The 18,603-nt window shown below is 69.0% G+C and carries 24 protein-coding genes; 14 read left to right on the top strand and 10 right to left on the bottom strand.

What is annotated here, in order from left to right; translation table 11 throughout:
- Window positions 1-87: 87 nt before the first annotated feature.
- The 4 genes from WDZ95_RS07755 to WDZ95_RS07740 are packed head-to-tail and all read right to left on the bottom strand — an operon-like array spanning window position 88 to window position 4,738.
- Window positions 88-2,091 (bottom strand): autotransporter assembly complex protein TamA, encoded by a 2,004-nt coding sequence (locus WDZ95_RS07755; protein WP_425777480.1) that lies wholly within the window; start codon window positions 2,089-2,091, stop codon window positions 88-90.
- Between the two features lie 7 nt (window positions 2,092-2,098).
- Window positions 2,099-3,286, bottom strand: a complete 1,188-nt coding sequence (locus WDZ95_RS07750) for a vWA domain-containing protein (RefSeq protein ID WP_166227443.1) — start codon at window positions 3,284-3,286, stop codon at window positions 2,099-2,101.
- 19 nt (window positions 3,287-3,305) lie between these two features.
- Entirely contained in the window at window positions 3,306-3,899 is a 594-nt protein-coding gene (locus tag WDZ95_RS07745) for a GNAT family N-acetyltransferase (RefSeq protein ID WP_425778055.1), read from the bottom strand.
- Window positions 3,896-4,738, bottom strand: a complete 843-nt coding sequence (locus tag WDZ95_RS07740) for an AAA family ATPase (RefSeq protein WP_425777478.1) — start codon at window positions 4,736-4,738, stop codon at window positions 3,896-3,898. The genes WDZ95_RS07745 and WDZ95_RS07740 overlap by 4 nt, the downstream gene beginning before the upstream one ends.
- 126 nt (window positions 4,739-4,864) lie before the next feature.
- On the opposite strand from WDZ95_RS07740, the gene WDZ95_RS07735 reads away from it, so the two are divergent.
- On the top strand, window positions 4,865-5,533 hold the full coding sequence (locus WDZ95_RS07735; protein WP_425777476.1) for a c-type cytochrome: 669 nt from the start codon (window positions 4,865-4,867) through the stop codon (window positions 5,531-5,533).
- Window positions 5,534-5,594: 61 nt separating this feature from the next.
- Here the strand turns inward: WDZ95_RS07735 and WDZ95_RS07730 are convergent, their stop codons facing one another.
- Both WDZ95_RS07730 and WDZ95_RS07725 read right to left on the bottom strand, forming a co-directional pair.
- Complete coding sequence (locus WDZ95_RS07730; RefSeq protein WP_425777474.1) at window positions 5,595-6,029, bottom strand: DUF1841 family protein; 435 nt, start codon at window positions 6,027-6,029, stop codon at window positions 5,595-5,597.
- A gap of 20 nt (window positions 6,030-6,049) precedes the next feature.
- Entirely contained in the window at window positions 6,050-6,688 is a 639-nt protein-coding gene (locus tag WDZ95_RS07725; RefSeq protein ID WP_166227426.1) for a trimeric intracellular cation channel family protein, read from the bottom strand.
- A 16-nt stretch (window positions 6,689-6,704) separates the two neighbouring features.
- Between WDZ95_RS07725 and WDZ95_RS07720 the strand changes: the two genes are divergently transcribed.
- The 3 genes from WDZ95_RS07720 to WDZ95_RS07710 are packed head-to-tail and all read left to right on the top strand — an operon-like array spanning window position 6,705 to window position 8,634.
- The gene (locus WDZ95_RS07720) at window positions 6,705-7,463 is read left to right on the top strand and encodes a sulfite exporter TauE/SafE family protein (protein ID WP_240936379.1); all 759 of its coding nucleotides are present in this window, start codon (window positions 6,705-6,707) and stop codon (window positions 7,461-7,463) included.
- A gap of 38 nt (window positions 7,464-7,501) precedes the next feature.
- Window positions 7,502-8,119 carry an AAA family ATPase gene (locus WDZ95_RS07715; RefSeq protein ID WP_425777471.1) on the top strand — a complete coding sequence of 206 codons (618 nt, stop codon included), beginning with the start codon at window positions 7,502-7,504 and terminating at the stop codon, window positions 8,117-8,119.
- Window positions 8,120-8,178: 59 nt separating this feature from the next.
- The gene (locus WDZ95_RS07710; protein ID WP_166227423.1) at window positions 8,179-8,634 is read left to right on the top strand and encodes a MaoC family dehydratase; all 456 of its coding nucleotides are present in this window, start codon (window positions 8,179-8,181) and stop codon (window positions 8,632-8,634) included.
- A 24-nt stretch (window positions 8,635-8,658) separates the two neighbouring features.
- On the opposite strand, the gene WDZ95_RS07705 is transcribed toward WDZ95_RS07710, so the two are convergent.
- The 3 genes from WDZ95_RS07705 to WDZ95_RS07695 all read right to left on the bottom strand — a co-directional run bounded on the left by WDZ95_RS07705 (window position 8,659) and on the right by WDZ95_RS07695 (window position 10,350).
- The gene (locus WDZ95_RS07705) at window positions 8,659-9,033 is read right to left on the bottom strand and encodes a hypothetical protein (RefSeq protein WP_166227422.1); all 375 of its coding nucleotides are present in this window, start codon (window positions 9,031-9,033) and stop codon (window positions 8,659-8,661) included.
- Window positions 9,034-9,097: 64 nt separating this feature from the next.
- Window positions 9,098-9,574 carry a tRNA (uridine(34)/cytosine(34)/5-carboxymethylaminomethyluridine(34)-2'-O)-methyltransferase TrmL gene (trmL, locus tag WDZ95_RS07700; RefSeq protein WP_425777468.1) on the bottom strand — a complete coding sequence of 159 codons (477 nt, stop codon included), beginning with the start codon at window positions 9,572-9,574 and terminating at the stop codon, window positions 9,098-9,100.
- Window positions 9,575-9,597: 23 nt separating this feature from the next.
- Complete coding sequence (locus WDZ95_RS07695; protein ID WP_425777466.1) at window positions 9,598-10,350, bottom strand: ComF family protein; 753 nt, start codon at window positions 10,348-10,350, stop codon at window positions 9,598-9,600.
- Between the two features lie 72 nt (window positions 10,351-10,422).
- Here WDZ95_RS07695 and WDZ95_RS07690 point away from each other — a divergent pair, with 72 nt between their 5' ends.
- From WDZ95_RS07690 to WDZ95_RS07655, 8 genes are all read left to right on the top strand, one after another.
- The gene (locus WDZ95_RS07690; protein ID WP_425777464.1) at window positions 10,423-11,322 is read left to right on the top strand and encodes a biotin synthase; all 900 of its coding nucleotides are present in this window, start codon (window positions 10,423-10,425) and stop codon (window positions 11,320-11,322) included.
- 91 nt (window positions 11,323-11,413) lie between these two features.
- Window positions 11,414-11,965, top strand: coding sequence for a DUF2244 domain-containing protein (locus WDZ95_RS07685; RefSeq protein ID WP_425777462.1), 552 nt, complete (start codon window positions 11,414-11,416; stop codon window positions 11,963-11,965).
- A 139-nt stretch (window positions 11,966-12,104) separates the two neighbouring features.
- Window positions 12,105-13,247: a cytochrome c oxidase subunit II gene (gene coxB, locus WDZ95_RS07680; RefSeq protein ID WP_166231237.1), complete on the top strand. Its 1,143-nt coding sequence runs from the start codon at window positions 12,105-12,107 to the stop codon at window positions 13,245-13,247.
- Window positions 13,248-13,285: 38 nt separating this feature from the next.
- Complete coding sequence (gene ctaD, locus WDZ95_RS07675; protein ID WP_166227418.1) at window positions 13,286-14,902, top strand: cytochrome c oxidase subunit I; 1,617 nt, start codon at window positions 13,286-13,288, stop codon at window positions 14,900-14,902.
- A 19-nt stretch (window positions 14,903-14,921) separates the two neighbouring features.
- A complete protein-coding gene (locus WDZ95_RS07670; RefSeq protein WP_240936378.1) occupies window positions 14,922-15,032 on the top strand; it encodes a cytochrome oxidase small assembly protein in 111 nt (36 codons plus the stop codon).
- Between the two features lie 16 nt (window positions 15,033-15,048).
- Complete coding sequence (locus tag WDZ95_RS07665) at window positions 15,049-15,657, top strand: cytochrome c oxidase assembly protein (protein ID WP_425777459.1); 609 nt, start codon at window positions 15,049-15,051, stop codon at window positions 15,655-15,657.
- 5 nt (window positions 15,658-15,662) lie between these two features.
- Window positions 15,663-15,863, top strand: a complete 201-nt coding sequence (locus WDZ95_RS07660) for a DUF2970 domain-containing protein (protein WP_425777457.1) — start codon at window positions 15,663-15,665, stop codon at window positions 15,861-15,863.
- 68 nt (window positions 15,864-15,931) lie between these two features.
- Window positions 15,932-16,813: a cytochrome c oxidase subunit 3 gene (locus WDZ95_RS07655; RefSeq protein WP_425777455.1), complete on the top strand. Its 882-nt coding sequence runs from the start codon at window positions 15,932-15,934 to the stop codon at window positions 16,811-16,813.
- 88 nt (window positions 16,814-16,901) lie between these two features.
- Here the strand turns inward: WDZ95_RS07655 and WDZ95_RS07650 are convergent, their stop codons facing one another.
- Window positions 16,902-17,132 carry a twin transmembrane helix small protein gene (locus tag WDZ95_RS07650; protein ID WP_166227414.1) on the bottom strand — a complete coding sequence of 77 codons (231 nt, stop codon included), beginning with the start codon at window positions 17,130-17,132 and terminating at the stop codon, window positions 16,902-16,904.
- Between the two features lie 54 nt (window positions 17,133-17,186).
- Between WDZ95_RS07650 and WDZ95_RS07645 the strand changes: the two genes are divergently transcribed.
- Both WDZ95_RS07645 and WDZ95_RS07640 read left to right on the top strand, forming a co-directional pair.
- Window positions 17,187-17,927: an SURF1 family protein gene (locus WDZ95_RS07645; protein WP_425777452.1), complete on the top strand. Its 741-nt coding sequence runs from the start codon at window positions 17,187-17,189 to the stop codon at window positions 17,925-17,927.
- Window positions 17,905-18,588: an SCO family protein gene (locus WDZ95_RS07640; protein ID WP_425777450.1), complete on the top strand. Its 684-nt coding sequence runs from the start codon at window positions 17,905-17,907 to the stop codon at window positions 18,586-18,588. Before WDZ95_RS07645 ends, WDZ95_RS07640 begins: the two co-directional genes overlap by 23 nt.
- Window positions 18,589-18,603 lie beyond the last annotated feature (15 nt).

Here is an 18,603-nt window from a genome sequence, read left to right as displayed (position 1 = left end):
TCAGACCCCAGGGCAGCGGCCTGGCCGCGCCCTTGGGGTCGCCAGCTTCAGGGAGATGCGCGGGGCGCGGCGGCGGTGTTTCCATGGTCAGAACACGAAGCCCACGCTCAGGTGCAGCCGCACTTTTCGGGTTTCCAGGCCATAGGCGAGATCGACCTGCAGCGGGCCGACCGGGCTGTTGTAGCGCAGGCCCGTGCCCACGCCCCATTGCATCCGGAGGTCTTGCGTGCGGTTGGCGACCGCGCCGCCGTCGATGAACAGCACGTGTTCGAGCGCCGAGCGCGTGAGGCCGTCGCCGCCCACGGGGCGCTGCCATTCCAGGCTCACCACGGTCTTGTAGCGGCCCGCGAGCACGCTGCCGTCGGGCTGCTTCACGCCGATGTCGCGCAGGCCGTAGCCGCGCACGGTGTTGTCGCCGCCCGTGAGGAAGAGCTGGGTGTCGGGCACCGGGGTGTCGCGGTTGGCGATCACCGCGCCGCCTTCGAGCCGCAGCGCGAGCCGGCCCAGCCGCGGGCCGGGCGAGGGCGCGCCCGGCGTGCTGCTGCGCGGCGCGTCGCCCAGCGGCAGCACGCCCAGCCAGCGCGCCTGCACGCGGCCAAAGGGTTTGCGCGTGATGCCCAGCGTGGTGCCCGCGCCGAGCTCCACCGCCAGGCCCTGGCCGCTGTTGGGGTTGATGGGATCGTCGAAGCGCTCGCGCGTCCAGGCGTAGTTGGCGGTGAGCGACGATTCGATCTGGCCGTTGGAGCCGGCCTCGCGCTGGCTCGGCGTGACGGTGCGCGCGCGGTCGTATTGCAGGTACACGCTGCGGTCGTATTCTTCCCCGTCCTGCGCGCGGCCGAAGCGCGCGCGCTGGCTCACGGTGCTCACGAGTTCGTCTTCCTGGCGCGCGGCCTGCAGCAGCGTGATCCAGCCCCAGCCCTCCTTGTCGGGCGGGGCGCGCCAGTCGGTGCGCGCCAGGCTGTCCTGGCGTTCGAGCTTGAGCGTGGACAGCGCGCGCCAGCCCAGGAAGGGCAGCTGGTTGTGGGTGTGTTCGATGGACAGGCGCGCGCCGTTGTCGGTGCTGCCGCCCACGCCGAGCACCAGCTTCTTGCGCATGGCCTCGCGCACCTGCACCTTCACGGGCAGCGGCGCCGTGCCGTCGGCGGGCTCGACGTAGACGAAGGCGGCGTCGAAGTAGCCGCTGTCGATCAGGCGCTGCTGTGCGCGCTGCAGCCGCGCGAGCTCGTAGTCGCTGCCCGGCGTGAGGCCGGTGAGGCTCACGATGCGCTCGCTGATCTTCGGGTCGTAGCGCTGCGCGCCCTCGATCTGGATCGCGCCGAGGCGCTGGCGCGGGCCCGAGTCGAGTTCGATGTAGAGCCGCGCGCTGGTGGTGGGGCCGTCCACGTCGGCCAGGCTGGTGCTGATGCGACCGCCCGGGTAGCGCAGCGCGGTGAGGCGTCGCAGTGCGGCCGATTTGGCGCGGTCCCAGCCGTCCTGGGTGAAGGTCTGGCCCACCAGCACCTGGGCGTCGCGCTCGATGTCTTCGCGCTGTTCGGCGGCGTCGGCGTCTTCGGTGACCGCGCCCTTGAAGCTCACCTGCACCGAGGCCACGGTGGTGACCGGACCCGGCTCGATCTGCAGCGGGATGCGCCCGAGCGGCGCGGGCCCGTTGCCCGCGGCGGCCATGGCCTCGGCACTGGGCGGCTGCAGCGCGCCCAGCGTGATGCGCGGCGCGAAGTGGCCCTGGGTGGCGAGCAGGCGGCGCGCGTTGGCCGGCAGTTCGAGCAGCAGGCGCTCGAGTTCGGCCGCGTCGAGGTTGCGCTGCTCGCGAAAGCGCTGGATCTCGAGGTGGCGTTCGAGCAGTTCGCGCTGCGCCTCGGGCGCGTCGATCTGGAGCTCGAAGCGCGGGCGCACCGGCGCGCGCGCGGCGATGCGGCGCGCGCGCGCGTCGGCGGGCTCGGCGGTATCGGCTTCGTCGGTCGCATCGGGCGCGTCGGGCGCAGGTGCCTGGGCCTGCACGGGCAGGGCGTGCAGGCCGATGAGCAACAGGATCGCGGACAGGAACGGGCGGCAGACGGCCCGGCGGCATCGGGCCGGTGGCGTTACGGGCATGCCGCCATTATTTCGACAGCATGCGCATCGCGTCTTCCAAGCCCTTGAGTGTCAACGGGAACATGCGTTGCCCCATGAGCTGCTGCACGATGCCAATGCTCTGCCGGTATTGCCACACGCCCTGGGGCTCGGGGTTGATCCAGGCGAACTTGGGGAAGGCGTGCGTGAGCCGCTGCAGCCACTCGGCGCCGGCCTCTTCGTTGTTGTATTCCACGCTGCCGCCGGGCTGCAGGATCTCGTAGGGGCTCATGGTGGCATCGCCCACGAAGACCAGTTTGTAGTCCTTGTTGTACTTGCGGATGATGTCCCAGGTGGGGAACTTCTCGGCGTAGCGGCGGCGGTTGTTCTTCCACATGAAGTCGTAGACGCAGTTGTGGAAGTAATAGAACTCGAGGTGCTTGAACTCGCTCTTGACGGCCGAGAACAGCTCCTCGACGCGCTGGATGTGCTCGTCCATGGTGCCGCCCACGTCCATGAGCAGCAGCACCTTCACGTTGTTGTGCCGCTCCGGAATCATCTTGATGTCCAGCCAGCCGGCGTTGGCCGCGGTGCTGCGGATGGTGTCGGGCAGGTCGAGTTCGAGCTCGTTGCCCTCGCGCGCGAACTTGCGCAGGCGGCGCAGGGCCACCTTGATGTTGCGCGTGCCCAGTTCCTGCGTGTCGTCGTAGTCGCGGTAGCTGCGCTGCTCCCAGACCTTCACCGCGGTCTTGCCGCCGCCCTTGCCGCCGATGCGGATGCCCTGCGGGTTCTGGCCGCCGTTGCCGAAGGGCGAGGTGCCGCCGGTGCCGATCCACTTGCTGCCGCCCTCGTGGCGTTCCTTCTGCTCTTCGAGGCGCTTCCTCAGCGTCTCCATGAGCTCGTCCCAGTCCATCTTGGGCGCGTTGGCCTTCTGCTCCTCGGACAGGATGCGCTCCATCTCCTGGCGCAGCCAGTCGGCCGGGATGGGCTTGGTGAAGTCCGCGATCATCTCCACGCCTTTGAAGTAGGCGGCGAACGCGCGGTCGAACTTGTCGAAGTGCTTCTCGTCCTTCACGAGCGCGGTGCGCGAGAGGAAGTAGAAGTCGTCCATGCTGCAGGCGTCGGGGTTGGTCGGGCCGACCACGTCGGCCTTGAGTGCCTCGAGCAGCGTGAGGTACTCCTTCACCGACACCGGCAGCTTGGCCGCGCGCAGGGTGTAGAAGAAGTCGATCAGCATGGCGATCTCCCGGTCGGGTTCAGTCGTGGCGCGCGCGCAGGTACAGCAGCTGGGCGCGCGCTTCGGGCCACTCGCCCGCGCGCATGCTGTACATCACCGTGTCGCGGATGGTGCCGTCGCGGCGCAGCGCGTGGCCGCGGATCACGCCGTCTTTCTTCGCGCCCAGGCGTTCGATGGCCTGCTGCGACGCGAAGTTGAAGTTGTCGGTGCGCCAGCCCACCACGTGGCAGCCCAGGGTGTCGAAGGCGTGGCCCATCATGAGCAGCTTGCAGGTGGTGTTCACGTGGGTGCGCTGCACGCTGCGCGCGTACCAGGTGTAGCCGATCTCCACGCGTTTCACGGCGGGCAGGATGTCGTGGTAGCTGGTGCTGCCGAGCACGCGGCCGCTGGCCTCGTCGACCACCGTGAAGGCGAAGCGGTGGCCCTCGGCGCGCATGCGCAGCGCGTCGTCGATGTACTGGCGCGTCTGCGCGGGTTCGGGCACCGAGGTGATGCGCAGCGTCCAGAGTTCGCCGTCGGCCGCGGCGGCGCGCAGGCCGTCTTCGTGCTCGGGGGCGAGCGGCTCCAGCCGCAGCCCGCGGTCGCGCAGCACGACCGGTTGCACGAACATCAGCGGTTCCTCTGGTTCATGAACACCAGCTTCTCGAACAGCGTGGTGTCCTGCTCGTTCTTGAGCAGCGCGCCCACCAGCGGCGGGATGGACACCTTGTCGTCGGCGCTTTGCAGGGCCTCGAGCGGGATGTCTTCGGCCATCAGCAGCTTGAGCCAGTCGAGCAACTCGCTGGTGCTGGGCTTTTTCTTCAGGCCCGGCAGGTTGCGCACGTCGTAGAAGGTCTTCATCGCCACCTTGAGCAGGTCCTGCTTGAGGGTGGGGAAGTGCACGTCGACGATCTTGTGCATCGTTTCCGCGTCGGGGAACTTGATGTAGTGGAAGAAGCAGCGACGCAGGAAGGCGTCGGGCAGTTCTTTCTCGTTGTTCGAGGTGATGAACACCAGCGGCCGGTGCTTGGCCTTGATCAGCTCGCGCGTCTCGTAGCAGTAGAACTCCATGCGATCGAGTTCGCGCAGCAGGTCGTTGGGGAATTCGATGTCGGCCTTGTCGATCTCGTCGATCAGCAGCGCCACCGGCTGGTCGGCCGTGAAGGCCTGCCAGAGCACGCCCTTGACGATGTAGTTGTGGATGTCCTTGACCCGCTCGTCACCGAGCTGCGAGTCGCGCAGGCGGCTCACGGCGTCGTATTCGTACAGCCCCTGCTGGGCCTTGGTGGTGCTCTTGATGTGCCACTGCAGCAGCGGCATGTTCAGGGCCTGGGCCACTTCCTCGGCCAGCATGGTCTTGCCGGTGCCGGGCTCGCCCTTGACGAGCAGCGGGCGCTTGAGCGTGATGGCGGCGTTGACGGCCAGCATCAGGTCCTGCGTGGCGACGTAGTTCTCGGAACCCTGGAATTTCATGAACGGCGACCTCGGGGTGGCGGCGCGGCTGTCCGCGCGCGGGACTCGGGATGTGCCGGGGGGGTGGCGACCGCTCCTATAATCCGCGGTTGTTCTTTCCCGGCCGTTCTTCATTGTGCTAGCAAAATGACCCCACTGCTGAACCCGATCGCCCGTACCCTTGTCGCCGCTGCGACGTTGTTTGTCGCTGCCGTGTCGGCCCAGGCGCAAGGCGTCACCGGTGACGTGGACGCCGGCAAAAAGAAGGCCGAGATGTGCATCGGCTGCCACGGCATCAAGGGCTACCAGAACAGCTTCCCCGAAGTGCACAAGGTGCCCATGATCTCCGGCCAGTCGGGCCCGTACATCGTGTCGGCGCTCAAGGCCTACCAGAAGGGCGAGCGCAAGCACCCGTCCATGCGCGGCATCGCGGGCTCGCTGAGCGAGCAGGACATGGCCGACCTCGCGGCCTTCTACGCCGGCCAGGCCGGCCCGGCCGCCCCCGAAGCCATCCCCGCCGCGAGCGCCGACGTGGCCGCGCTGATCACCAAGGGCGCCTGCGTGTCGTGCCACGGCGCCAACTTCAGCAAGCCGCTCGACCCGAGCTACCCCAAGATCGGTGGCCAGCACGCCGACTACCTCTTCGTGGCGCTCAAGTCGTACACGGTCGAGGGCAACAACGTGATCGGCCGCAGCAACGGCGTCATGGGCGGCATCGCCAAGCAGTACAGCCCGGCCGAAATGCGCGCCATCGCCAAGTACCTGAGCACGCTGCCCGGCGAACTGCAGACCGTGCCGCAGTCGCGCTTCCGCTGATCGCCGAAGCCAGCCAACAAAAAAGCCGCCCTCGGGCGGCTTTTTTGTTGGCTGCGGGGGGTCAGTCCTGCGTGGCGCGGCGGCGCACGGCGTCGATGTAGGCCTGCCCGTCGGGTGGACGGCCGGCGCGCTGGCTCTCCCAGAGCATGCGGCCCAGGCATTCCATCACCTCGTGCTGCGCCGCGTGCAGGTCGCCGCGGCGCGCGGTGAGCAACTCCACGGCCTGGCGGATGCCGGGCGGCTGGTCGATGCTGCACTGCTCGCTGATGGACAGGTGCATGGACAGGTGCAGGAACGGGTTTTCGCGCGCGGCGTCGGGCTGGCTCAGGCGCGCCACCGCGGCCTCCGCATCGGCGAGTTCGCCGTGGTACTCGGGGTGCTCGGCGATCCACTGCGCGGCGAGCGCTTCGAGCGCGTCCAGCGGCTGGCCGTCGCGCTGTTTGTTGAAGGCGCCGCAGAAGAAGCGGCGCACATCGGCTTGGGAGGGGTTGAACATGGTGCGATTGTCCCGCGGGCTCAAAGACGCCACGGCGGCAGTTGCCAATCGCGCCACAGCGCCAGGCCGCGCAGGCCCGCGGTGAGGCCCACGCAGGCCACCAGCGCCACCCAGCCCGGGGCCTGCAGGGCCGTCAGGCCCACGTAGGCCCAGCCGCCCGCGAAGGCGCACACGGCATAGGGACGGTGGTCGTGGAAGGCGCTGGGGATCTGGTTGCACACCACGTCGCGCAGCACACCGCCGGCCACGCCGGTGACGATGCCCATGAGCACGGCCACCAGGGCGGGCATGTCGAGCAGCAGCGCCTGGTGCGCGCCGGTGGCGGTGAACAGGCCCAGGCCGAGCGCATCGGGCCACTGCATGGCGCGCTCGGTGACCTCGAAATGCCGCGTGCGCAGGAACAGCATGGCGAGCACGCTCAGGGCCAGCACGCCCCACAGCAGCTCCACGTGGCGCACCCAGAAGAACGGGCGCTGGTCGAGCAGCAGGTCGCGCAGCGTGCCGCCGCCGAAGGCCGCGAGGAACGCCACCACCACCACGCCCACGGCGTCGAGCCGCTTGCGCGCGCCTTCGAGGATGCCCGAGAGCGCGAACGCCGTGGTGGCGGCGAGCTCCACCAGCAGCCTCAGGGTTTCACCCCACAATGTCGCGTTTTGCATCGCCGGATTGTCCCCTGTGTCCTCGCTGCCCATCATCACCGACCCCCACTTCTACGCCGTCGCCGTGCCCGCCGTGATCCTGCTGGGCATCAGCAAGAGCGGCTTCGGGGCCGGCTTCGGCTCGCTCGCGGTGCCGCTCATGGCGCTGGCCGTCACGGTGCCGCAGGCCGCGGCCATCCTCATGCCCGTGCTGCTGGTGATGGACCTGCTGGGCATGGCCGCCTTTCGCCAGCACGTCGATCGCGCGCTGCTGAAGTTCCTGCTGCCCTTCGGCCTGCTGGGCGTGGTGGTGGGCACATTGATGTTCAAGTGGCTCTCGCCGGCGGTGGTGGCGGGCATCGTGGGCGTGCTCACGCTGCTGTTCCTGGCCCAGCGCCTGGTGTTCCCGCCGCGGCCCGACAGCCCGCCGCCGCCGCGCTGGCTGGGCGCCATCCTCACCGCCGCCTCGGGCTTCACGAGCTTCATCGCGCACGCGGGCGGGCCGCCGATCAATGCCTACGTGGTGCCGCTGCGCCTGTCGCCGGTGCTGTTCACCGGCACCATGGCCTTCTTCTTTTTCTTCGTGAACCTGGCCAAGTGGATTCCCTATGCCTGGCTGGGCCTGATCGACCTCAACAACATGAGCACCTCGCTGGTGCTGCTGCCGCTGGCGCCCGTCGGCGTGTGGATCGGCGTGCGCATCGCGCACCGCATCCAGCCGGTGCTGTTCTACCGCCTGATCCACATCGGCATGTTCCTCACGGGCTGCAAGCTGGTCTGGGACGCCTGGGCCTGAATCAGTAAGATGGCGCGCAACCGAACCGAGGAGAAGACATGCCGATCGTGGTGGTTGCGAATCCGAAGGGGGGCGTGGGCAAGTCCACGCTGTCGACGAACGTGGCGGGCTACTTCGCGCGCCAGGGCCACCACGTGGTGCTCGGCGACATCGACCGCCAGCAGTCCGCCGGGCTCTGGCTTCAGCTGCGCCCGGCCGCTGCCCGCACCGTCCACCCCTGGGAGATCTCCAACGACCTGATCGTGCGCCCGCCCAAGGAGGCCACGCACGCGGTGCTCGACACGCCCGCGGGCCTGCACGGCTGGCGCTTCAAGGACGTGCTCAAGCTCGCGGACAAGGTCATCGTGCCGCTGCAGCCCAGCATCTTCGATATCTACGCCACGCGCGCCTTTCTCGACGAGCTTGCCGAAACGCGGCGTGCGAGCAAGCTCGACGTGGGCATCGTGGGCATGCGCGTGGACCCGCGCACCATCGCGGCCGACAGGCTCGCCGAGTTCGTGGGCGGCCTGGGCCTGCCGGTGCTGGGCCACCTGCGCGACACGCAGAACTACATCCACCTGGCCGCGCGCGGGCTCTCGCTCTTCGACGTCGCCCCGGGCCGCGTCGAGAAGGACCTGCAGCAGTGGCAGGGCATCTGCGACTGGCTCGATCGCTGAGCCCGTCCGCTGTCGCCGCGCCGACAGCGCCCCGCGCAGGCCCGGCCTAGAGTGGCCGCATGCGCACCTTCCACACCCTTGCCGAACTCGACGCCTGCGTGGGCCAGGCCGTTGCCACCAGCGACTGGATCGAGATCACCCAGGAGCAGGTCAACCGCTTCGCCGACGCCACGGGCGACCACCAGTGGATCCACGTCGACGTCGAGCGCGCGAAGGCCGGGCCGTTCGGTGCACCGATCGCACACGGCTTCTTCACGCTCTCGCTGCTGCCGCGCTTTCTGGAGTCGGCGATCGCGGTCGAGCAGACCCGCATGGGCGTGAACTACGGGCTCAACCGGGTGCGCTTCACCGCGCCCGTGCCTGTGGGCAGCCGCCTGCGCGCGCAACTCACGCTGCAGGCGATCGAGCCCATCGAGCATGGCGGGCGCCAGATGACCTGGGCGGTGGTGGTGGAGCGCGAGGGCAGCGACAAGCCGGTCTGCCTGATCGAATCGCTGGTGCGCCAGTACCCCTAGCGGGCGCGGCGCGGCGCGCCGGGTTCAGCCGATGCGCGCGAGCTGCTTGGGGTCGAGCCAGCCGTCGAAGGTCTTCACCAGCGCGTCGATGCGCTGCGCCGCGGTGCGCTGGTCGTGGCGCTGCGCGATGAGCTGGAAGGCGTCGTTGCGCAGCAGCCAGAGTTCCTGCGGGGTGCGCGCGCGCTCGATCTGGCGGCGCAGGCGCAGGGCCGCCACGCCCGAGCAGTCTTCGATGGTGTGCAGCAGCTGCGCGCGGATCGCCATCACGTCCTTCAGGTGCGCGGCCTTTGGCCGGGCACGTGGCCCCAGGGCCAGATGCAGGCAGCGCGCGAGCAGGGCAACGGCCCACCCACCCGGGGGGGACGCACGGCCGGCGGCGTGATGCGGTTGGCGGTCCATGCGCCTATGGTGGCCCACATCCAACAGTTGGGGGGTGACACAGCGGCGATTCGTGTGATGTGGTTCACGCGGGGCCGGAATCGGCGAAGCCGTGTTGCCGCCAGGCCTCGAACACCACCACGGCCACGGCGTTGGACAGGTTCAGGCTGCGCTGGCCCGCGCGCATGGGCAGGCGCAGCCGCTGCGCGGCGGGCAGGCTGTCGCGCAGGGCAGGGGGCAGGCCGCTTGACTCCGAGCCGAACAGCAGCCAGTCGCCGGCCTCGAAGGCCGTGCCATGCACGCTGCCGCTGCCGCGCGTGGTGAGCGCAAACATCCGCTCGGGCCGCGGTCGTTCGAAGGCGAGGAAGGCGGCCCAATCGGCGTGGCGGCGCACCTCGGCGTACTCGTGGTAGTCGAGCCCGGCGCGGCGCATGAGCTTGTCTTCCATCGAAAAGCCCAGGGGCTCGATCAGGTGCAGCTGGCAGCCGGTGTTGGCGCACAGCCGGATGACGTTGCCGGTGTTGGGCGGGATTTCGGGGTGCACCAGCACGACGTTGAACATGGGGCCGGGATGATAGCCAGCGCTCAGGGCGCCGCGTCGTCCGGGGCGGGCGTGCGCGCGAACACCAGGGCATCGACGCGGGCCACGCCCGCGGCGCGCAAGGCCTGGGCGGCGGCCTGCAGCGTGGCCCCGGTGGTGACCACGTCATCGACCAGCAGCACCCGCGCGCCGGCCAGCACCGCCAGGCGCGACGGCGGCACCGCGAAGGCGCCGTGCAGGTTGTGCAGCCGCTCGGTGCGCGCGAGCCGGTGCTGGGCCGCGCCGTCGCGCAGGCGCACCAGGGCGTCGGCGCAGACCGGGCGCGGGTGGCGCTGGCGCAGCGCCTTCACGAGCTCCCAGGGCGGGTGGTGGCCGCGCTCGGCCAGCCGCGCGGGCGTGAGCGGCACGGGGGCGATCCAGTCGGCGGCGTCCAGCGCCCCGATCACCCCGGGCATTGCGAGCAGGCGTTCGGCGAAGGGCCCGGCCCAGCCGGCCTCGCCGCGGAACTTGAAGCGCGCGACCAGGCCGTCCCAGGGGTAGCGGTAGTCGACCGCCACAAGGCAGGCGGCGGGGCCGGCTTCGGGATCTGGGCGGGCCCGGCAGGGGGCGCACAAGCCGCCGGTGTGGGGCGCGGCGCAGCGCGGGCAGCGCTCGGCGGCGGGGGCGAAACGCGCCAGGCAGGCCGGGCACAGCGGGCGCGATGGCCACAGACCGCACACCTGGCAGGCGCTCGGCCACACCGGGGCGCTGGCCACGAGGTGGCGCAGGGCGTTGGTGGCGCGCGCGGCGAGGGGCATGGCCGGTCAATATACTGAGCGCCCCCTGCCGATACCGGCACCGGTCTGCGCCGGTGCAGCGCCTTGAACCCCATGTCCCCCGAATCCGCCGATCGCGTGCCCGGCCTCGATCCGCGCGCGGCCGCGCGCTGGCAGCGCCTGCCGCGCAGCGAGAGCCCCTGGTTGCACGAAGAGGTGGCCTCGCGCATGGTCGAACGGCTGCAGGTGTTCCGCGATGCCCCGACCAGCTGGCTGCACTGGGAGCCCCTGCTGGGCGGGCTGCAGGGGCATGCCCGCGTGCGCGCGGCCCTGCCCGAGGCGGCCTGCCAGGTCTGGTCGCACGACCTGGCGCAGGCGCAGGCGCTCACGCGCGAAGCGGCCGCGCGGTCGTGGAACCCGTTGCGCCGCGCGCGCGACCGCGTGCCCGACGCGGCCGACCCGCGCCAGCCCGTGCAACTGCTCTGGGCCAACATGGGCCTGCACGCCGAGAGCGCCCCGCAGGCGCTGCTGGCGCGCTGGCATGCGCACCTGGCCACCGGCGGGTTCCTGCTCATGTCCTGCCTGGGGCCCGACTCGTTGGCCGAGCTGCGCGCTGTGTACGCGCGCCTGGGCTGGCCGACCCCGACCCACGCGTTCACCGACATGCACGACTGGGGCGACATGCTGGTGCAGGCGGGCTTCGCCGAGCCGGTGATGGACATGGAGCGCCTGACGCTGACCTACGGCAGTGCCCAGGCGCTGCTCGACGACCTGCGCGGCATGGGCCGCAACCTGTCGAGCACGCGCTTCGGTGGCCTGCGCGGGCGCGGCTGGCGCGCGGCCCTGATGGACGCCATCGAGCGCCACGGCGCGCGCGACGCCGACGGCCGCCTGCGGCTGGGCCTCGAAATCGTCTACGGCCACGCGGTGAAGGCCGAGCCGCGCGCGCGCACCGGCCAGACCGCGGTCCCGCTCGACGATGTGCGCCGGCAATTGCGGCGCGGCCGGGGCTGAAGCGGGCCTTGGCCACCCGAGAACCCGAGTAGGGCACCGGCATGCAGGGCAACCCGCCCCCGGCTGCCGGCTACAATCCCGCGGTTTTGAGTTGAAGGGCATTTTCCCTGCGCGGGTGCGCGGCTTTCGGGCCGGGTGCCAACCGATCCGTGGTGTGGGTGTGAGTCCGTCCAGCAGCGCGTACCGCTTTGCAACCCTGTCCGATGCGGGCATGGAGTGGCGGCTGCGTCGCAACTGCTCGGTGACACCGGCCCAGCTCGGCCTCCTGTACGCCTCCCTCTGTGTCGTCTCACTGGGTGTGGCCGGGTTCTTCTGGGCCCATGGCGCGACGCTGGTGCTGCCGTTCGCGGTGCTGGAGATCCTGGCGGTGGGCATCGCGTTCCTGGTGTACGCGCGCCACGCCGCCGACGGCGAGCGCGTGCGCCTCATGGGCCGCGCGCTGCTGGTCGAGCAGGAGGTCGCCGGGCGGCTGGTTTGCCGCGAATTCGCACGCGAATGGGTGCGGGTGGCGCCGCAGGAAAAGGCCCCGAACCTCATTGAGGTCAGGGGTGGCGGGGAGTCGGTGCACATCGGGCGCTACCTGCGGCCCGACCTGCGACCGGCCTTGGCCCGGGAGATTTCACAGGCATTGCGCGGCGGCTGAGGCCGTGGCGCAGGGCCGATGGGTTTGGTGTAATCGGGGTCGATATCAATCGACGCTTATATTTGAGGCGCAACAAGTGAGTAAGACGACGAAGACGCTGCAAAGCCTGCGCCACCGCTTCAAGGCGGTGCGCAACGCGATGGGCCTGACGCTGCTGAGCGCCGGGGTGTGGACCTCGGTGGCCGCTCAGAAGGTCAACGATCTGCCGGGCGGCCCGGCGGTCAACCAGCTGAACTTCGCGCCCCCCGTGACCAAGATCGCCGAAGAACAGCACTGGCTGCACTGGTTCATGATGGGCATCTGCGCCGTCATCTTCGTGCTGGTGTTCGGCGTGATGTTCTATTCCATCCTCAAGCACCGCAAATCGGTGGGCCACAAGTCGCAAGAGCTGGCCGAGCCGATCTGGGTGGAACTGGGCTGGACCATCGTGCCGCTGCTGATCGTGATCGGCATGGCGCTGCCCGCCACCAAGGTGCTCGTGGCCCAGAAGGACACCACCAACGCCGACCTGACCATCAAGGCCGTCGGCATGCAGTGGAAGTGGGGCTACGAATACATCAAGGGCGAGGGCGAAGGCATCGGCTTCCTGTCCACGCTGGACACCTCGCACCGCGTCATGTCCAACAGCGGCAAGCCCCAGGCCACCGACGACTACCTGCTCAAGGTCGACAACCCGCTCGTGGTGCCGGTCGGCAAGAAGATCCGCATCATCACCACCGCCAACGACGTGATCCACGCCTGGATGGTGCCGGCCTTCGGCGTCAAGCAGGACGCGATCCCGGGCTTCGTGCGCGACACCTGGTTCCGCGCCGAGAAAACCGGCGACTTCTACGGCCAGTGCGCCGAGCTGTGCGGCAAGGAACACGCCTACATGCCGATCCACGTGAAGGTGGTGTCGGCTGAGGAATACAAGGCCTGGGTGGCCGACAAGTACAAAGTCATGGCGGCTGCCGCCGACGATCCGAACAAGGTCTGGACCCTGGCCGACCTGATCAAGCGCGGCGAAGGCGTGTACGCCGCCAACTGCGCCGCCTGCCACCAGGCCAACGGCAAGGGCGCCGGCCCGATCAAGCCGCTCGACGGCTCGGCCATCGTGGTCGACGCCGACAAGTCCAAGATGATCAACGTGCTGCTCAACGGCCAGAACAACGGCGCCATGCCGGCCTGGAAGCAACTGTCCGACACCGACCTCGCGGCGGTCATGACCTACGCGAAGAACAGCTGGAGCAACCAGACCCAGCGCCTTGTGCAGCCCGCCGAAGTGCTGGCCGCGCGCAAGTGATCCGCGTGCATCGAGATTGAGAACCTGAGGAAACGACGATGAGTGCAGTGCTCGACCACCACGACGCCCACGATCACGACCACCACCACGCGCCGACCGGCTGGCGCCGCTGGGTCTTCGCGACCAACCACAAGGACATCGGTACGCTGTACCTGCTGTTCTCGTTCACCATGCTCATGGTCGGCGGCGTGCTGGCCCTGGGCATCCGCGCCGAGCTGTTCCAGCCCGGTCTGCAGCTCGTGAACCCCGAGCTGTTCAACCAGCTCACCACCATGCACGGCCTGATCATGGTGTTCGGCGCCATCATGCCGGCCTTCGTGGGCTTCGCGAACTGGATGATTCCGCTGCAGATCGGCGCCTCCGACATGGCCTTCGCGCGGATGAACAACTTCAGCTTCTGGCTGATGATCCCCGCGGCCCTCATGCTCGTGGCCTCGTTCTTCATGCCCGGCGGTGCCCCCGCCGCGGGCTGGACGCTCTACGCGCCGCTCACGCTGCAGATGGGCCCCTCGATGGACGCCGGCATCTTCGCGATGCACATCCTCGGCGCCTCGTCCATCATGGGCTCGATCAACATCATCGTGACCATCCTCAACATGCGCGCGCCCGGCATGACGCTGATGAAGATGCCCATGTTCTGCTGGACCTGGCTCATCACCGCCTACCTGCTGATCGCCGTGATGCCCGTGCTGGCCGGCGCGATCACCATGACGCTGACCGACCGCCACTTCGGCACCAGCTTCTTCAACCCCGCCGGCGGCGGTGACCCGGTGATGTACCAGCACATCTTCTGGTTCTTCGGTCACCCCGAGGTCTACATCATGATCCTGCCGGCCTTCGGCATCGTGAGCCAGGTCGTGCCCGCCTTCGCGCGCAAGAAGCTGTTCGGCTACGCCTCCATGGTGTACGCCACCGGCTCCATCGCCATCCTGTCCTTCGTCGTGTGGGCGCACCACATGTTCACCACCGGCATGCCGGTGACCGGCCAGCTGTTCTTCATGTACAGCACCATGCTGATCGCCGTGCCCACGGGCGTGAAGATCTTCAACTGGATCGCGACCATGTGGAAGGGCTCGATGACCTTCGAGACCCCGATGATGTGGGCCGTGGGCTTCATCTTCGTGTTCACCATGGGCGGCTTCACCGGCCTGATCCTGTCGGTCGCCCCGATCGACATCCAGATGCAGGACACCTACTACGTGGTGGCGCACTTCCACTACGTGCTGGTGGCCGGCTCGCTGTTCGCCATGTTCTCGGGCATCTACTACTGGCTGCCCAAGTGGACCGGCGTGATGTACAGCGAAACGCGCGGCAAGATCCACTTCTGGTGGTCGATGATCTCGTTCAACATCACCTTCTTCCCGATGCACTTCCTGGGTCTGGCCGGCATGCCCCGCCGCTACGCCGACTACCCCATGCAGTTCGCCGACTTCAACATGATCGCGTCGATCGGCGCCTTCGGTTTCGGCTTCGCGCAGGTGTACTTCTTCCTGGCCGTGATCGTCCCCGCCATGCGCGGCAAGGGCGAGAAGGCCGTGCAGAAGCCCTGGGAAGGTGCCGAGGGCCTGGAATGGGAAGTGCCGTCGCCGGCGCCCCACCACACCTTCGAGAACCCGCCCAAGCTCGACGCCACCGCCACCAAGGTGATCGGCTGATCGCACGGCAGGCACACGCATGACGCCCGAACAGAAAAAGAACAACGTCCGCCTGGGCCTGATCCTGGCCACGGTCGCGCTGACCTTCTTCGCGGGCTTCGTGGCCAAGCTCGTCCTGCTGGGCGGTTGATCGCACGCCTCACGCCATGGGTCTGCGCCAGGAAAACCTCAAGATCGTCGGCAAGCTCGCCGTGATCGCGCTGGGCATGTTCGCCTTCGGCTACGCGCTCGTGCCCATCTACCGGCACATCTGCGAAGCCCTGGGCATCAACGTGCTCGCGGTGTCCGAAACGCGCGTGCCCGGGGCGGCGGCCAAGCTGCCCGCCAACACGCAGGTCGATCTCACGCGCACCATCACGGTCGAGTTCGACACCAACGTGCGCGGCCCCTGGCACTTCAAGCCGGCCGTGCGCTCGCTGCAGGTGCACCCGGGCGAGCTGGCCACGGTGATCTACGAGTTCCAGAACATCCAGAACCGCACCATGTCGGCCCAGGCCATTCCGAGCTACGCGCCCAAGCAGGCGGGCTCGCACTTCAACAAGCTCGAGTGCTTCTGCTTCTCGCAGTACACGCTCGCGCCCGGTGAGAAGAAGGAATGGCCGGTGGCCTTCGTGATCGACCCGCGCCTGCCCAAGGACGTGACCACCATCACGCTCTCGTACACCTTCTTCGAGGTGGGCGGCGGTGTGCCGCCCGCGCCCGAGTCCACGGTGCCGCCGCAGGCCAAGGCCGTGCAGACGCCGGGGGCGGTGTGATGGCCATGGCGGCGCCCGAGCGTTCCGGTTCCCTCCTCGGCACGGTCAAGGCCGTGCTCTGGGGTTTTCTCGGCGTGCGCCAGCGCGCCGAGTACGAGAAAGACATCAAGCGCCTGAACCCCCTGCACCTCGTGGTGGTGGGCCTGGTGATGGCGTTTGTGTTCGTCGGCGCGCTGATCGCGCTGGTGAACTGGGTGGCCGGTTGAGGGCGGCCCCCGAGAGACCGATTTTTTGACATTGACCAAGCGATAGCAGCACAACAGGAGTGAGCAGCATGTCCGCAGCATCCCACGGCTCGACGCCCTACTATTTCGTCCCCGGACTGTCGCGCCATCCGGCCATGGCCGCCTTTGGCCTGTTCTTCGTGATCCTGGGCGCCGGCCAGTGGATCAACGGCCACGGCTGGGGCGCATGGTCGCTGGCCTTCGGTCTGGCCTTCTGGGCTTTCGTGCTGTTCCAGTGGTTCGGCGACGCGATCCGCGAGAGCGAGACCGGCCTGTACGGCCGCAAGATCGACCTCTCGTTCCGCTGGAGCATGAGCTGGTTCATCTTCTCCGAAGTGATGTTCTTCGGCGCCTTCTTCACCGCGCTGTGGTGGGCCCGTTCGCACTCGGTGCCCGCGCTCGGCAGCATCGAGAACGCGCTGATCTGGCCCAACTTCGCGTCGATCTGGCCCAGCGTGCAGGCCGGTGCCACCGCCTCGCCGGCCGGCATCGTCGAACCCTTCCAGACCGTGGGCCCGTTCTGGCTGCCCACCATCAACACCGCGCTGCTGCTGACCTCGGGCGTCACGCTGACCATCGCCCACCACGCGCTGCAGGCGGGCAACCGTGGCAAGACCATCGCCTTCATGTGGATGACCGTGCTGCTGGGCATCGTCTTCCTGGGCGTGCAGGGCTACGAGTACGCGCACGCCTACGCCGACCTGAACCTCAAGCTCAACTCGGGCATCTTCGGTTCGACCTTCTTCATGCTTACCGGCTTCCACGGCTTCCACGTGTTCGTGGGCATGCTGATGCTGCTGTTCATCACGCTGCGCCTGCACAAGGGCCACTTCACCAAAGAGCGCCACTTCGGCTTCGAAGGCGCGGCCTGGTACTGGCACTTCGTGGACGTGGTCTGGCTCGGCCTGTACATCCTGGTCTACTGGATGTGATGCAAGGTCCGGGACGGTCCGCCCCAGAAAAAAAGCGCCGCGAGGCGCTTTTTTGTTTCGGTGCCACCGATGGGATCGGCGGCGGTGCTCAGCGCTGCAGCGGCAGGCCCGTCGGCTGGATCCAGCCCATGAAGTACGCCACCAGCACCACCAAGAACAGCAGCACCGAGAAGCCCACGCGGAAGGCCAGCGCCCGTGCCATGCGCCGCTGCCGCGGGGCTTCGCCCTCGTCCTGCACGCCGCCGCGCATCATGTACACGAGGGCCGCCGCGAGACTGCCAAGAATGGCCACGAAGGCCACGATCACCACGTATTTCATGCCCGCGATTATCCGGTGCGGCAGTGGGCCTGATGGCCGCAGGGTGGTGTGTCCATGAGCCGTGTCCGCTTCGTCGTGGTGAGCGTGGCCACGGTGCTCACCATGGCCGCCACCGCCTCGCTCGGGCTGTGGCAGCTCGACCGCGCCGCCCAGAAGACCGCGCTCGAGGCCTCGATCCGCGCCCGCGCCGACCTGCCGGCCTGGAGCAACGCCGAGCTGCTCGCGGCGCCCGACCGCAGCGCCGCGCTGTACCGCCCGGTGCGGTTGCAGGGCCGCTGGCTCCCGCAGCACAACGTGTTCCTCGAGAACCGGCAGATGGACGGGCGCACGGGCTTCTTCCTCGTGACGCCGCTGCGCCTGTCGGGCAGCGAGCAGACCGTGCTGGTCCAGCGCGGGTGGGTGCCACGCGACTTCAACGACCGGCTGCGCGTGCCCGCGGTCGACACGCCCGCGGGCGAGGTGCGCGTGCAAGGCCGGCTGGCCCCGCCGCCCGGGCGGCTTTACCAGTTCGGCGAGGCCGGCACCGGACCCATCCGGCAAAATATCGAGCTCGCCGCCTACCGGCTCGAAACCGGCCTGCCGCTGCTGGAGCTCTCGGTCCAGCAGACCGGCGATGACGAAGGCCCGCTGCGCCGCCACTGGCCACTGCCCGCCACCGACGTGCAGAAGCACCACGGTTATGCCTTCCAGTGGTTCGCGTTGTGCACGCTGGTGGCCGGCCTCTACCTCTGGTTCCAGATCATCCAACCCCGTCGCAAGAGCAATCGCCGCAATGGCCCAGAAGACGCCCGATGAACCCCTGACGCTGACGGTGCACAGCCTGCCCACGCCCGACCGCGGCGATGCCGAGCGCGCCGCGGCCACCCGCAGCGGGCGCTGGAAGATGTTCCTCATCCTGCTGGTGTGCGCCGCGCCCGTGATCGCCTCGTACTTCACCTACTACGTCATCCGCCCCGAGGGCCGGCGCAATTACGGTGAACTCATCGAGGCGCAGCCGCTGCTGCCCGCGCTCGCCACCACCGATGCGCAGGGCCGCCCGGTGCCGCTGACCGCACTCAAGGGGCAATGGCTGCTGCTCAGCGTGGCCGACAGCGACTGCGACGCGGCCTGCGAGAAGCACCTCTACCTGCAACGCCAGCTGCGCGAGACCCTGGGCCGCGAGAAAGACCGGCTCGACTGGGTGTGGCTGCGCACCGGCGCGGTCGAACTGCGCGAGCCGCTGCGCGCCGCCACGGCCGCGGCCACCGTGCTGCACGTGGGCGATGCCGCGGCGCTGGCGCAATGGCTGCAGCCGGCCCCGGGCCAGCGCCTCGAAGACCACCTCTACGTGGTCGACCCGATGGGCCACTTCATGATGCGCTTCCCCGCCAACATCGACCCCTCGCGCGCCAAGCGCGACCTCGACCGCCTGCTGCGCGCGTCCTCGTCGTGGGACAAGCCGGGCCGCGAGAACTGAGCTTTCCGATCTGAC

This window comes from Hydrogenophaga sp. T2, assembly GCF_049843535.1.
In the GTDB taxonomy this organism is placed as follows: domain Bacteria; phylum Pseudomonadota; class Gammaproteobacteria; order Burkholderiales; family Burkholderiaceae_C; genus Hydrogenophaga; species Hydrogenophaga crocea.
Note: the sequence above shows the minus strand (reverse complement) of the source record. Positions and strands in the feature narration are given on the sequence as shown.